Origin of the sequence: Kocuria sp. p3-SID1428, from assembly GCF_025149945.1 — a bacterium.
In the GTDB taxonomy this organism is placed as follows: domain Bacteria; phylum Actinomycetota; class Actinomycetes; order Actinomycetales; family Micrococcaceae; genus Kocuria.
This window is the reverse complement of record NZ_JALXVH010000005.1, coordinates 57,380-70,492: the sequence shown is the minus strand read 5'-3', so window position 1 is coordinate 70,492 and position 13,113 is coordinate 57,380. Positions and strand designations below refer to the sequence as shown.

The 13,113-nt window shown below is 70.9% G+C and carries 14 protein-coding genes; all 14 read right to left on the bottom strand.

Features of this window, described 5'->3' with window-relative positions:
- Nucleotides 1-55 precede the first annotated feature (55 nt).
- Entirely contained in the window at nt 56-760 is a 705-nt protein-coding gene (gene lepB / locus M3E84_RS02315) for a signal peptidase I (RefSeq protein ID WP_259894391.1), read from the bottom strand.
- Between the two features lie 60 nt (nt 761-820).
- A complete protein-coding gene (gene lepB / locus M3E84_RS02310) occupies nt 821-1,522 on the bottom strand; it encodes a signal peptidase I (protein ID WP_259894390.1) in 702 nt (233 codons plus the stop codon).
- 60 nt (nt 1,523-1,582) lie between these two features.
- Nucleotides 1,583-1,924: a 50S ribosomal protein L19 gene (gene rplS, locus M3E84_RS02305; RefSeq protein ID WP_006215087.1), complete on the bottom strand. Its 342-nt coding sequence runs from the start codon at nt 1,922-1,924 to the stop codon at nt 1,583-1,585.
- Nucleotides 1,925-2,174: 250 nt separating this feature from the next.
- A complete protein-coding gene (gene trmD / locus M3E84_RS02300; RefSeq protein WP_259894389.1) occupies nt 2,175-2,960 on the bottom strand; it encodes a tRNA (guanosine(37)-N1)-methyltransferase TrmD in 786 nt (261 codons plus the stop codon).
- Nucleotides 2,957-3,622: a ribosome maturation factor RimM gene (rimM, locus tag M3E84_RS02295; protein WP_259894388.1), complete on the bottom strand. Its 666-nt coding sequence runs from the start codon at nt 3,620-3,622 to the stop codon at nt 2,957-2,959. The genes trmD and rimM overlap by 4 nt, the downstream gene beginning before the upstream one ends.
- Before the next feature lie 154 nt (nt 3,623-3,776).
- Nucleotides 3,777-4,019 carry an RNA-binding protein gene (locus M3E84_RS02290; protein WP_259894387.1) on the bottom strand — a complete coding sequence of 81 codons (243 nt, stop codon included), beginning with the start codon at nt 4,017-4,019 and terminating at the stop codon, nt 3,777-3,779.
- Between the two features lie 2 nt (nt 4,020-4,021).
- A complete protein-coding gene (gene rpsP / locus M3E84_RS02285; RefSeq protein WP_259894386.1) occupies nt 4,022-4,459 on the bottom strand; it encodes a 30S ribosomal protein S16 in 438 nt (145 codons plus the stop codon).
- A 216-nt stretch (nt 4,460-4,675) separates the two neighbouring features.
- Nucleotides 4,676-5,923, bottom strand: coding sequence for an ABC transporter permease (locus tag M3E84_RS02280; protein WP_259894385.1), 1,248 nt, complete (start codon nt 5,921-5,923; stop codon nt 4,676-4,678).
- Nucleotides 5,920-6,885 carry an ABC transporter ATP-binding protein gene (locus M3E84_RS02275; protein WP_259894384.1) on the bottom strand — a complete coding sequence of 322 codons (966 nt, stop codon included), beginning with the start codon at nt 6,883-6,885 and terminating at the stop codon, nt 5,920-5,922. The genes M3E84_RS02280 and M3E84_RS02275 overlap by 4 nt, the downstream gene beginning before the upstream one ends.
- 178 nt (nt 6,886-7,063) lie before the next feature.
- Nucleotides 7,064-7,849 carry a response regulator transcription factor gene (locus tag M3E84_RS02270; RefSeq protein ID WP_259894383.1) on the bottom strand — a complete coding sequence of 262 codons (786 nt, stop codon included), beginning with the start codon at nt 7,847-7,849 and terminating at the stop codon, nt 7,064-7,066.
- Between the two features lie 13 nt (nt 7,850-7,862).
- Nucleotides 7,863-9,332, bottom strand: a complete 1,470-nt coding sequence (locus tag M3E84_RS02265) for a sensor histidine kinase (protein ID WP_259894382.1) — start codon at nt 9,330-9,332, stop codon at nt 7,863-7,865.
- A 68-nt stretch (nt 9,333-9,400) separates the two neighbouring features.
- Nucleotides 9,401-10,807 carry a hypothetical protein gene (locus M3E84_RS02260; RefSeq protein WP_259894381.1) on the bottom strand — a complete coding sequence of 469 codons (1,407 nt, stop codon included), beginning with the start codon at nt 10,805-10,807 and terminating at the stop codon, nt 9,401-9,403.
- Between the two features lie 98 nt (nt 10,808-10,905).
- The gene (locus tag M3E84_RS02255; protein WP_259894380.1) at nt 10,906-11,388 is read right to left on the bottom strand and encodes an NUDIX hydrolase; all 483 of its coding nucleotides are present in this window, start codon (nt 11,386-11,388) and stop codon (nt 10,906-10,908) included.
- Between the two features lie 41 nt (nt 11,389-11,429).
- Nucleotides 11,430-13,061 (bottom strand): signal recognition particle protein, encoded by a 1,632-nt coding sequence (ffh, locus tag M3E84_RS02250; RefSeq protein ID WP_259894379.1) that lies wholly within the window; start codon nt 13,059-13,061, stop codon nt 11,430-11,432.
- Nucleotides 13,062-13,113: the final 52 nt, after the last annotated feature.

Genomic DNA, 13,113 nt, shown 5'->3' with positions numbered 1-13,113 from the left:
TACTGCGCCTCCTCCGAATCGGGAGACGACGCAGGGCGCGACGACGGCGAGCCTGTCACTGGGACGGGTCGGGGACGTCGGCGAAGGTCTCGGAGGGGTTCGACAGCCAAGTCCAGCGGTCCATGGGCCACAGGACCGTGAACGCCGAGCCGACCACGTCGTCGTGGCTGACGAACTCGGTGCCCTCCTCGATGTGGTAGCGCGAATCGGCGGAGGCCGAGCGATGATCGCCGAGCACGAAGTAGCTGTCCTCCGCAACGGTGACCTCGAAGGGGATCTCCGAGGGCTCGTCGCCCTCGTAGAGGTAGGGCTCCTCCAGCTCCTGGCCGTTGACCGTGATCCTGCCATCTGCCGAGCAGCAGGTGACGGTGTCGCCCTCGGTGCCGATGACGCGCTTGATCAGGTACTGCTCGGAGCGATCGGGAGCCAGCCCCACGAACTCGAAAGCCCGGCGCACGGGATTCGTGGTGGTCTCGGCGGCCGGCAGCCAGCCCTGCGTGTCCTCGAAGACGGCGATATCCCCGCGCTCGAGCGGCCCCACCCACGGCTCGGCGACGTTCACGCCGATCTTGTCCTGCAGCTGCAGCGTGTTCTCCATGGAGCCGGAGGGGATGTAGAAGAGCCGGAACAGGAAGGTCTTCAGCAGGAACGAGATGATCAGGACCACCAGGATGGTGATCAGGATCTCCTTGAGCATGCCGCCGGACGAGCTGTCCTTCTGCGCCTTCTCGGGGGTGGACGACGCGGGCTGATCGCTCACAGGCTGTGCTTCCTTCCGAACAGGGGGCCGCCGCACGGCACATCGCGCGACGCTCAGGAATCAGGGGAGGTCCCGACCGGGCGGCCAGACGACGGCGACCGGTGTCCCCAGCACTCTATCCGCCCGGACCAGCCCTCCGCCCGGTGCGCCGAGCAGTGACCGGGAATCCACGGAGACCGATCGGTGATCGCCCAGCAGCCACAGCCGCCCCTCCGGCACGACGACCTCGAACTCGGTCTCGCTGGGGGCATCGCCGGGGAAGAGATAAGGCTCCTCGAGCGGCTCGCCGTTGACCGTGAGGCGGCCGTCGTCCACGCAGCAGGACACGGTGTCGCCGGGCACGCCGATCACGCGCTTGATGAAAGTGTCATCGCTCGGGCGGATCCCCGCCCAGCTGGCCAATCGCTGCCCGGCCTCTACCAGGGGCGGGTCATCGTCCACAGGGACGAACGAGCCGCGGCCGTCGAAGATCACCAGGTCGCCGCGCTGCAGCTGGGAGGGGTCGATCATCTGATCCGACAGGATCCGGTCCCCCGGCTCGATCGTGGGCTGCATGGACCGCGAGCCGACGTAGTAGATGTCCACCACCCACGTGCGCACGCCGATCAGCACGACGAGCGCGGCGATCACGGCCACGACCAGCAGCCTCCAGCCGCGGCTCCAGCGCTCCAGGAAGCCGTGCCGCCGATGGGCGGCCGTGGCTTCAGACGACGACGAGGACCCGGCCGGAGCCGGGTCCTCGTGCGTGCTGCGCTCAGCCAATCGATCGGCTCCCCGCGGCCGAAGCGCCCCGGAGGACGCGGCATGCAGTGGGGAAGCGGATCAACGCTTCTCGCGGATGCGAGCAGCCTTGCCGTGGCGATCGCGCATGTAGTACAGCTTGGCCCGGCGGACGTCGCCGCGGGTCAGGACCTCGATCTTGTCGATCACCGGCGAGTGCACCGGGAAGGTGCGCTCCACGCCGACGCCGAAGGAGACCTTGCGGACCGTGAAGGTCTCGCGGACGCCCTGGCCCTGACGGCCCACGACGAAGCCCTTGAACACCTGCACACGAGAGCGATTGCCCTCGATGATGTTGACGTGCACGTTCAGGGTGTCTCCCGGCCAGAACTCGGGGATGTCGCTGCGCAGCGACTTGGCATCGAGATCATCAAGGATGTTCATAGTGCATCTCCTGGCGGACACCGCAGGTCGCCCGCGTGAGGTCTTCGGCACAGCGCTGGCCCTGCGGGATCTCCCGGAGGCTTCGCGTGCCGCGAGTCGTGTGCTTGCCGCCGATCGCCGTGGAGGGATCAGGCGGTGCGTGCGCTGTTGAGGTCGCTCTTCCCCCTGCGGCAGGGGCGTGCCCAGCGCACACGCGATCGATCATTATGCCACAGCGCAGCGCCGAACTCACGTCGCGCTGCCCCTGGGGTCACTGCGAGGGGCCCGGCTCCCAGCCCAGCTCGGCGAGGAGCGCGCGATCGTGCTTGTCGAGGGTCTGCGGGTCCAGCTGCTCGAGCAGATCGGGACGACGAGCCGCCGTGCGGCGCAGCTGCTCATCGCGGCGCCAGCGCGAGATCCTGGCGTGATGGCCCGAGAGCAGGATCTCCGGGATGGGCCGATCCCTCCACTGCGCCGGCTTGGTGTAGACGGGGTACTCGAGCAGCCCGTCCGAATGCGACTCCTCCACGAGCGACTCGGGGTTGCCGATCACCCCGGGCACCAGGCGGGCGATGGCCTCGACCATGGCCAGCACCGCGACCTCTCCCCCGTTGAGGACGTAGTCCCCCAGAGACATGGGCCGGACCTCGAAGCGCTCGTGCGCCCAGTCCAGCACCCGTTCGTCGATCCCCTCGTAGCGCCCGCAGGCGAAGACCAGGTGCTCCCGTGCAGCCAGCTCGTAGGCGGTCGACTGTCGGAAGACCTCCCCTGCCGGCGACGGCACGATCAGCACCGGGCGCTGATCTCCTTCGGGCTGCGGCTCCCCCGACGACTCCAGGACCGTCTCGAGGGCACGCGCCCACGGCTCGGGCTGCATGACCATGCCGGCGCCGCCGCCGTAGGGCGTGTCATCGACGGTGCGGTGCCGGTCGGTGGCGGCCTCCCGCAGGTCGGTGACGGTGAGATCCAGGAGGCCGTCGCGCCGGGCCTTGCCGATCAGCGACAGGTCGAGGGCAGCCAGGTACTCCGGGAAGATGCTGATGACGTCGAGCTTCACGGGCGCTCTTCCTGCCCCGGCAGCTCGAGGCCGCTGAGATCCGCCGGCTCGCCGGTCTCCGCGGCGCGCTCGGCGGCCTCGTCCTCGGTGCCCTGCGCCGCCTCCAGGTCCAGCAGACCGGGCGGCGGGTCGATCACCACGCGGCCGGACTCCGGATCCACCTGGAGCACGATCTGCTCGACGAACGGCACCATGCCCTCCTGCCCGTCCGCCAGCTCGAGCTCGAGCAGGTCCTGAGCGGGCAGCGTGCGCAGCGCGGTGACCTTCCCGACAGCGGCCGGCTCGCGCCCCTCGGCCTGCGCCTGCTCCAGCTCGGCGGCCAGCACGACCTCGAGGCCGAGCAGCTCGTGCTCGTACCAGGCGTCGTCGTCCTGGTCGTCGTCCTCGGTCTCGGCCCAGAGGCGGGATTCGCGCAGCAGCTCGGCGGCATTGCGGTCCTTCACCGCGGTGAAGCCGAGGACCATGACCGACTTGTTCCACCGGGCCGAGGAGATCTCCAGGGTGCCAGTCGGCGCCAGGCGGGCGGCCTGATCGGTGGCGGCCTCGAGCTGCAGGACGGAGCCCGGGGCGCAGCGGCCCTGGGGGTCGTCGGTGAACAGCTGGACGGTGACTTCGCCGCGGATGCCATGCGGCTTGCCGATGCGGGCGACCTGGACCTTCACGCAGTGCTCCTTGCGCACGGGTTGCCCGTGCCGGTGGTTCGTGGCCTCCTGCTCAGGAGGCCCGGGATGACGACGGCCCCCGCGCCCTTGCGGGACACGGGGGCCGTGTTCGATGCACGATGGCTCGTGCCGGGTCCGTGCGGACCCACTCGCCTCAGCGTCGGCGGTCGGTGTCGACCACGTCGACCCGCACGCCCTCGGAATCGGACAGGGCGCTGATCACGGTGCGCAGCGAAGCCGCTGTGCGACCGTGGCGCCCGATCACGCGACCGAGGTCATCCGGGTGCACGCGCACCTCGAGGGTCTCGCCGCGCCGACCGCTCTTAGCGGTGACGTCGACGTCCTCGGGGTTGTCCACGATGCCGCGGACCAGGTGCTCCAACGCGTCGGCGAGCATGATCACTCGGCCTTCTCGGCCTCAGCCTCGGCGGGCTCCTCCGCGGCGGCCTCGGACTCGGCGGAGTCCTCGGTCTTCTCCGCCTTGGGGGTGATCGCCTCGGGGATGATCACGGAACCCTTGTCCTCGGCCACGAAGGCGGCCTTGGACTCCGGCTGCTGCAGGGTGCCCTCGGCGCCCGGCAGGCCCTTGAACTTCTGCCAGTCGCCGGTCACCTTGAGCAGGGCCAGGACGGTCTCCGAAGGCTGAGCGCCGACGCCGAGCCAGTACTGGACGCGCTCCGAGGTGATGCGGATGAGCGAGGGGTTCTCCGTCGGCTGGTAGATGCCGACCTCCTCGATCACGCGACCATCGCGCTTCTTGCGGGAATCCACGACGACCACGCGGTAGCGGGGATCGCGGATCTTGCCCATGCGCTTCAGACGAATCTTGACTGCCACTTGTGCAATCTCTCCTTGGTATTCAGGTACGGATGCACCGGTCACGCTCCCGTGGGGCGGGCCGATCTTGAGGTGCACCCTGTGGACGCGAATCCGGGCGGAGAGAGGGTCCGCTCGTTTCGGGTACCCGGCTATTGTGCCAGATCTGTCAAGGCTGCAGGCGATGACGCCCCGGTCCCCGGTGCGAGTCCGCTCACGCTTGCCGGAGGCGCCGTCTCAGTCCTCGAGCCGCATCGCCTGGCGCCAGGACAGCGAGCGCCCGCCCTGGAACACCGCGCGCTGGTAGACCCGCTCTCCGATCCGCAGCATGGCCCAGCCGAAGGCGCCGCACACGGCCAGGGCCGCGAAGGGCTCCCACACGGCCGCCTCGCCCTCCAGGAGGCGCACCGGCATGGCGATCGACGAGATGATCGGGACGTAGGAGGCGACCGTCAGCCAGGTGCCGGTGCCCATGAGCCCCGCCAGCATGGCGACGACGAGCACTGTCATGATCGGCGTCATGGACGTGTTCAGGTCCTCGCTGCGCGAGGCCAGTGCGCCGAGGGCCGCCCAGATCGTCGCCTGCGCGGCGAAGCCCACGACGAAGAACGCGATGAACCAGCCGGAGGCCGACAGCGCCCAGCCGAGGTCGTCCGTGAGCCCGAGCAGCGAGGCCGTGAGGAGACCGGCGCCTGCGAACAGGCCCATCTGCGCGAACGCCATCACGCAGTTGCCGAGCACCTTGCCGTAGAGGATCTGGCGCACCGGGATGGCCGTGGCCAGGATCTCGACCACGCGGTTGTGCTTCTCCTCCAGGACGGAGTTGGCGATCGCCGTCCCGAACATGATCGCCGCCATGTAGAACAGCAGCGCGAAGACGTAGCGCAGCACGAACGAGGCCGCGGTATCCCTGCTGTCCGACCCCTCGCCGATCTGCTCGACCCGCACCTCGGAGCCCTGCGCGAGCTGATCCATCGAGGTGCCCGCGCCGGCCGCGTTCGCGGCGATGGTCGCGCTGGAGACCGACTGCGTCACGGCCTGCTCGAGGACCGGATCGAGGGAGCCGTCGCCGAGCAGCACCCACGAGCCGTCCTCGTGGACCAGGGCCGCGTCCACGTCGCCGTCGTCGAGCAGCTGCTCGGCCTCCTGACGCGTAGCCTCCCACGGACTCGCCGAGTCGTCGTCCGACAGGCTGTCATCGACGGCCTCGACCATCTCGACCGAGCCGGCGCCCACCGCCGCGATCTCGTGCTCGCTACCCGAATCCGTGCCGGAGAGCAGCGAGGAGGCCACGAGGCCTCCGACGATCAGCACGAGCGTGACCGCCGTGGAGATCAGCACCGAGCGGTTGCGGACCTTCACGGCCAGCTCCCGCATCATCACGGTCAGCCACGGGCGCTCGACCGTGCGACCGGGGCCGCCGGCCTCCTCGGAAGCACCGGGTGCGGAGGCATCGGGTCCGTCGGATCGGGTCGCAGAGCTCATCGGGTCACCTCGCGGTAGATCTCGGACAGGGTGGGCGCCAGGTCGGTGAACTCCTGCAGGCCGCGGTCCAGCGCTCGGCGCAGCAGCTCGGCGCGTGCGGCGTCGTCGTCCAGGCGCACGACGGCCCGGCAGCCGTCGAGGTCCTCAACCTGCACGCCGTGGACCTCGCGCACCCATCCGACGTCCTCGCTGCATCGCAGGCGATGTGACAGCGGGCGGGCGGCGCGCAGCTCGTCCGCGGTGCCGTGCTCCAGCACGCGGCCGCCGGAGAGGATCACCATGGAGTCGCACAGCCGGTCCACGAGGTCGAGCTGGTGGGAGGAGAAGAGGACGGGGACGCCGCGAGCCATGTGCTCGCGCAGCAGCTCGACCATCGAGTCCACGGCCACCGGGTCCAGCCCGGAGAAGGGCTCGTCGAGGATCAGGGCGGACGGACTGTGCAGCAGGGAGGCCGCCACCTGGACGCGCTGCTGATTGCCGAGCGAGAGGGTCTCGAGCTTGTCCTTGGGCCGATCGGCCAGATCGAAGCGCTCGAGCAGGCGCTGGGCCTCGCGCAGAGCCTGGGCGCGCTCCATGCCGTGCAGCTGACCGAGGTAGCCGAGCTGGTCCAGGATCCCCTGCTTGGGATACAGCCCGCGCTCCTCCGGCATGTACCCGAACCCCGCGCGGTCGGCGGCGGTGATCGGGCGGCCGTCCCAGAGCACCTGCCCGGAATGGATCCGCAGCACGCCCATCATCATGCGCATGGTCGTGGTCTTCCCGGCGCCGTTGGCCCCGATGAACCCCGTCATGCCCCCGGGCTCCACGGTGAAGGAGACGTCGTCGACGGCGGACTTCTCGCCGAACGTGCGGGTCAGGCCGCGGACCTCGAGCCGATGGCCCCGGCTGGGCGGCGAGTAGGTGGTGCTGCGGCTCACGGCGCCGTCGGAGGGCGTCTCCTGCGCTGTCTGCGTGCTGCTCACGTGGGCTCCTGAGCTCTCGGCCTCAGCGCCGGGGCAGCTCCCCCAGCGCAACTGGGACCAGCCTAGGGACGGGCCTCGCCGCGGTCCTCCGCCGTGCGACGGAACCTCCGGGACAGCCCAGCGTCTGGGCACGGACGAGGCCTCCGCCGCGAGGCGGAGCGGCCCGAGATCGTGCGCTTCAGGACCCGACGACGCCGGCCCGGTGCGCCAGCACGACGGCCTGGACCCGATCGCGACTGCCGGTCTTGGCCAGCACATTCGACACATGGGTCTTCACGGTGGCCGAGCCGACGAACAGGCGCTGGGCGATCTCGGCGTTGGACAGCCCCTCGGCCATGAGCCGAAGGATCTCGGACTCCCGCTCGGTCAGGCCCTCTAGCAGACGGCGATGCTCCTCGGACGGACGCCCCGGGCCCGATGCGCCGACTTCGGTGGTTGGGCCGGCGGAGGGAATGGTCGCCGTCGTCCCGGTCGTGCGCTGCGCAGCGGCTGCCGACGTCGGCGCGGCTGCGCCGTGGGGGGCGGAAGCGCCCGGAGCCGCTGCGTCCGCGGCGACCCACCGCTGGATCACCCGCACCGTGGCCTCCGGAGCCAGCAGCGCGTGACCGTCGGCCACCGAGCGCACGGCGTCGACCAGATCGTCCGGGTCGGCGTTCTTGAGCAGGAAGCCCGAAGCCCCGGCGCGCAGCGCCTCGAACAGGTAGTCCTCCCGGTCGAAGGTCGTGAGGATGATGACCTTGGCTCCGCCTGCGACCACGATGCGCCGGGTGGCCTCGAGCCCGTCCATGTCCGGCATCTGCACGTCCATCAGCACGACGTCGACACCGCCCTCGGCAACCCTCTCCACGGCCTGGCGACCATCGGCGGCCTGGCCCACGACCTCGAGGTCGTCCTCGACGGAGAGCACCATGGCGAAGCCTGAGCGCACGAGAGCATGGTCATCGGCCAGCAGCACAGAGGTCATGGCTGTGATCCTCTCATTCCGAGTCGGGCGCCTCGGGACCGAGCCTCTCGAGCGGGAACCTCGCCCGCACGCGCCAGCCGGGCCCGGGCTCCCGGCTGCCGATCTCCACCGTCCCGCCGTGGAGCTGGACCCGTTCGCGCAGTCCTCGCAGTCCGAAGCCGGTGCCGGCGCTGCCCGCACGGGGCCTTCCCCCGTCCAGCACCTCGAGCTCGATCGCCTGCGCTGCCCCGGAGCCGTGGTCGTCCCGGCGGATGCTGCGGATCACGACCTCGGCGCTGGTGGCGGTGGAGTGGCGCACCACGTTCGACAGCGCCTCCTGGACGCAGCGGTACATGGACAGCCCGAGGGTCGGCGGCAGCTCAGCGGCCTCTGCCCCGCCGACCCAGGTGACCGTCACCGACAGGCCGCGCTGGGCGTGCTCGCGTGCGAGCTGCTCGATCTCCTCCAGCCGGGGCCCGGGGCTCGTCGCCGGCGCCGTCTCCGCTCGCGGCTGTCCATCGGCGGCCTCCGCGTCCGAGTCCGCTCGCAGGACGCCCAGCAGCTGCCGGGTCTCGCTCACGGCCTGGCGGCTGGATCCCTCGATCGAGCGCAGCGCCTCGGCCGCCAGCTCGGAATCTCGGTGCAGGACCTTCCGGGCTGCCCCGGCCTGGATCCCGATGGCCGAGACGTGGTGGGCGATCACGTCGTGCAGCTCGCGGGCGATCCGCAGGCGCTCTTCGACGACCGCCTGCCAGGCCAGGCGCTGCGACTGGCTGCGCAGCTGCTCGGCCTGCGCGCGGTTCTGATGGCCGCGCAGCGCCGAGCGCCACGAGGTCCACCCCAGGAAGATCGTGATGCCGAAGCCCAGGATGTTGAGCAGGAAGGAGTAGGCCGAATAGGCGGACATGGGCTCGAAGGGCCCGGCCTGGGAGTCGAGCTCCTCGACCATCTCTGCGTACGAGCCCGTGATGGCCAGGTCGATGCCCACCCAAAGCAGCAGAAGGACCAGGAACAGGGCCACGATGATGCGCACGACCTGCCGCGAAGGCCCCCAGGCCACGAGCGTGTAGACCGCGACGTACAGCCCGAGCACCGTCCCAGACTGACCCGCCGCCATGGGTGTCAGGTAGTAGCCGATCACGTAGACCGCCGTGGAGACCACCATGACCGCAGCGGGCCAGCGGCGGCGCCCGGCCAGCGGCAGGATCTGCAGCGCGACCATGAGATAGCCCAGCCAGCGGGGCCGGTCCTCGCTCGTGCCGGCGAAGCTCTCGAGCAGGGCCAGGATGAGGGCGGCCACCCCGAACAGAGCCAGGGCCCCCAGGACATCGCGGCGCAGCCCCGTGGCACCGGGCCCGGGACGGCGCCAGTCCGGATCCGAGGGGTCGGAGAGGACCCCGATCAGGCGCTCGGCGGTCGTGGGCCGGGACTCGAGTCGCGGAGCCGCCCCGGCGGGAGCAGACGGGGCGACATCCTGGCGGGGGTCCTGGCTGAGCTGCGACACCCCAGCACGCTATCGCCTGCCGCGTCCTGGCGGATCCGTCGCGCGACAGATCTGCCGGCAGCGGCCGCTCAGTCGTGCGATCGGCCGGGCCGCCTGCCGTCTCGACGGCGGCGCTGCCTGCGCAGCACGGCGTAGAGCCCCGAAAGCGAGGCCGCATCCGTGAACGCGAGCCCGGACAGCGTGCCGAGCACCAGGCTGCCCCGTCCCCCGCGACGCCCCAGCGCAGCCAGGCCGACGCCCACCGCGGTCTGCGCCCCGGCCACGGCCAGGAGGATCTCCGGGCGCTCGGCCAGCCTGGCCTGCAGACGGGAGAAGGTGCTGTCGTCGGTGGGCTCCAGGCCCAGGCCCTGCATCACGGCCTCACGCATGCTGGTGGGCTCGAACCGCTCCAGCCCCTCGATCTCCGACAGCGGCTTCTGCCCCTCGACGATCTTGGCGGCCAGCACGGGCAGCTCGAGCAGCTGCAGCACGGACTCCAGCACCAGCGAGGAGGACTCCCCCTCGACGTAGTTGCGCAGCCGCATGGTCTGCACCGGGTCCAGGTCGAAGACCGAGGCCACCGACTCGACATGCATCTGGGTGGTCTCGGCATCGCACAGCTCGAGGACCTCCCGGGTCAGCCGGGCGGCAGGGGTGCCGTCGTCGTCGATCGAGACCGCGGACCAGGCCGGGCCCCAGGACAGCCCGCAGGCGGCCCGGTCGCCGGAGGTCTCGGCCGAGATCCGCGTGGGATCGGGCTGAGCGGTCTGCGGGTGTCGGCCGACGCCGTCGGCGGCGTCGAGCAGGACCTCCAGGGAGCGGGCGGCCCCGTCCGAGGCCAGGGCCACGGCCGTGCCGGTCAGCCCGGTGCGCAGGGCCCACCAGGAGGCGTCGTCCTCGGGCACGAGAACGGACCAGCCGTCGCGGCTGACCGCCCGGAAGGAGGCCCCTGCGCTGCTGGCCAGCAGCGGCAGCTCGGGGGCGTCCAGGTGCAGGATCAGCGCCCGGTGCAGGCGCGGGTGCTGCGGCTCGAGGGTCTGGCCGGTGATGCGGTGGACGGAGGCGGCGATCTCCTCCACGCCCTGGCCGGCCACGACGGCGCCGTGCTCGCCCACGGTGGCCGTGCGGCCCTGGTCGTCGACGAGCACCGCGATCTGCAGGTAGTCGGCGCCCTCGGCGGCGGCGGCCACGGCGCGGTGATGGCCCAGCACCTTGCGGATGCCCTGCGCCGTGGGCACGAAGCCCACGATCTCGGCGGCATCGGCGGTGTCCGGGCCGAGCAGGTCGGAGCGCTCGACATCCGGAACGGAGCTGCGGCCGCTGATCCGCACGGCCAGCGGCAGCACCGACCAGCCGTCCAGCGCGGAGGTCTTGCGATCCACCGGGGCCTCGGCGCGTCGACGGCCGTGGCCGGCGGAGGCAGCGCCGTCGGCTCCTTCGGCACCCTCCGCGCCGGAGGACGACGGATGCTGGGGCTCGGAAGAGGGGGTGGTCATGTGCGCCATGCTACCTGCGCGCTCTCACCGCCCCGCGGCACCGAGAGCCGATTCCGCCGAGAGCCTGCACGGCGCTTCAGCCGCTCGGCGACTCGGCCTCAGCCGCCGAGCACGAACTCGGCCACTCCGCCCGTGTCGAGCTGCTCGAGCCCGCTGAGGATCATCCGTCCCATGCGCTCGCCCATGTATCCCGGGATCTGCGTGGGCTCGACCCAGCGGTGGCTGTCCAGTTCCTCCTCCTGCAGGGTGATCTCGGTCTCGGCCGGGATCACACCGCCGTCGTAGAGGAAGGCGACCGAGTCTCCCCAGATCCCGGCGGAGAGCCCGTGGGCCACCACCAGCAGGCGACCCTCCGGCAGGTGCAGCCCGATCTCCTCCACGACCTCGCGGAAGCAGCCGGTGCGGGGATCCTCCCCGGCCTCGACCGTGCCGCCGGGCAGGGTCCAGCCGTCGCGGTAGTTCGGCTCGACGATCAGCACCCGGCCACGCGGGTCCCGGATCAGCGCCGCGGACGCCAGGCGCCGGGTCGGCAGGGAGTCGATGAACTGCCTGAGCTCGTTCTCGGGGAGGTAGGACGACATGGTGGTGCCTTTCGCTCAGCGCCGCAGCGGCCGGTGCGGGATCACTTGAGGAACTTCTCGAACCCCTTGGGCAGGTCCTTGAGGTTCTGCTCGGACTGCTGCGCCTGCCCGAACGACGAGCCCGTGGGGGCCTTCGAGCGGTTCTGCGCCGCGGCCGCCTCCTGCGCGCGCTTGGCAGGGTTGCCCGAGCGCGAGCCCTTCTTCTTGGCCTTGGACTTGGAGGACTTCCCGCCGCCGCCTCCCGGCAGACCCTGCATGCCCTGCATCCCCTGCATGCCGGCCATGGGATTGCCGCCCTGCGGACCCATGCCCGGTGCGCCGCCGCCCATGCCCGGGAGGTTCGGCATGCCCTTGCCCTGGGACATCTTGCGCATCATCTTCTGCGCCTGCCCGAAGCGCTCCATGAGCTGGTTGACCTCCTGCACGGTGGCCCCGGAGCCCTTGGCGATGCGCGCGCGGCGCGAGCCGTTCATGATCTTGGGCGCCACCCGCTCGTGCGGGGTCATGGACTGGATGATGGCCTCGATGCGGGTCAGCGCGGACTCGTCGAAGTTCTCGAGCTGCTCGCGCATCCCGGCCATGCCCGGCATCATGCCGAGCAGCTTCTTCATGGAGCCCATCTTCTTGAGCTGCTGCATCTGGGCCAGGAAGTCCTCGAAGGTGAAGTCCTCCTGATCGGCGAACTTCTTGGCCATCTTCCGGGCCTCGGCCTGATCCCAGGTCTTCTCGGCCTGCTCGATCAGGGTCATGACATCGCCCATGTCGAGGATGCGCGAGGCCATGCGATCCGGGTGGAACTGCTCGAAGTCCTTCACGCCCTCGCCGGTGGAGGCGAACATGATGGGCTTGCCGGTCACCGAGGCCACCGACAGGGCGGCGCCGCCGCGGGCGTCGCCGTCGAGCTTGGAGAGCACCACGCCGGTGAAGTCCACGCCCTCGTTGAAGGCCTGGGCGGTCTGGACCGCGTCCTGGCCGATCATGGCGTCGATGACGAACAGGACCTCGTCCGGCTGCACGGCGTCGCGGATGTCGCGGGCCTGGCGCATCAGGGGCTGGTCCACGCCCAGGCGGCCGGCGGTGTCCACGATGACGACGTCGTAGAGCTTGGAGCGGGCGTGCTCCACACCCTCGCGAGCCACTTGGACGGGATCGCCCGTGGGGTCGTCGAACTCGGAGGTGGTGCCCGGATGCGGAGCCCACACCGGCACGCCGGCGCGCTCGCCCACGACCTTCAGCTGGGTCACGGCGTTGGGGCGCTGGAGGTCGGAGGCCACGAGCAGCGGGCGGTGGCCCTGGCCCTTGAGCCAGTGCGAGAGCTTGCCGGCCAGGGTGGTCTTGCCGGCGCCCTGCAGGCCCGCGAGCATGATGATCGTAGGCCCGGTCTTGGCCATGCGGATGCGCCGGGTCTGACCGCCCAGGATCTCCTGGAGCTGGTCGTTGACGATCTTCACGACCTGCTGGCCCGGGTTCAGCGCCTCGTTGACCTCGGCCGACAGCGCGCGCTCCTTGACGGCGGCGGTGAACTCGCGGACCACGGGCACGGCGACGTCGGCGTCGAGCAGCGCGCGGCGGATCTCGCGCACGGTGGCATCGACATCCGCCTCGGAGAGCTTGCCCTTCCCGCGCAGGTTCTTGAACGTCGCGGTCAAGCGGTCGGAGAGGGAGTTGAACACGTGGTCCTCGCTGTGGATCTTCGATGGTCTGGGGCGGCGGGCGGGCCTGGAC

Coding starts and splice junctions, on each gene's coding strand:
- rplS (WP_006215087.1), bottom strand. CDS start 1,924: ATGAACATCCTTGATGATCTCGATGCCAAGTCGCTGCGCAGCGACATC.
- M3E84_RS02290 (WP_259894387.1), bottom strand. CDS start 4,019: ATGCTCGCCGACGCGTTGGAGCACCTGGTCCGCGGCATCGTGGACAAC.
- M3E84_RS02280 (WP_259894385.1), bottom strand. CDS start 5,923: ATGAGCTCTGCGACCCGATCCGACGGACCCGATGCCTCCGCACCCGGT.
- M3E84_RS02270 (WP_259894383.1), bottom strand. CDS start 7,849: ATGACCTCTGTGCTGCTGGCCGATGACCATGCTCTCGTGCGCTCAGGC.
- M3E84_RS02260 (WP_259894381.1), bottom strand. CDS start 10,807: ATGACCACCCCCTCTTCCGAGCCCCAGCATCCGTCGTCCTCCGGCGCG.
- M3E84_RS02255 (WP_259894380.1), bottom strand. CDS start 11,388: ATGTCGTCCTACCTCCCCGAGAACGAGCTCAGGCAGTTCATCGACTCC.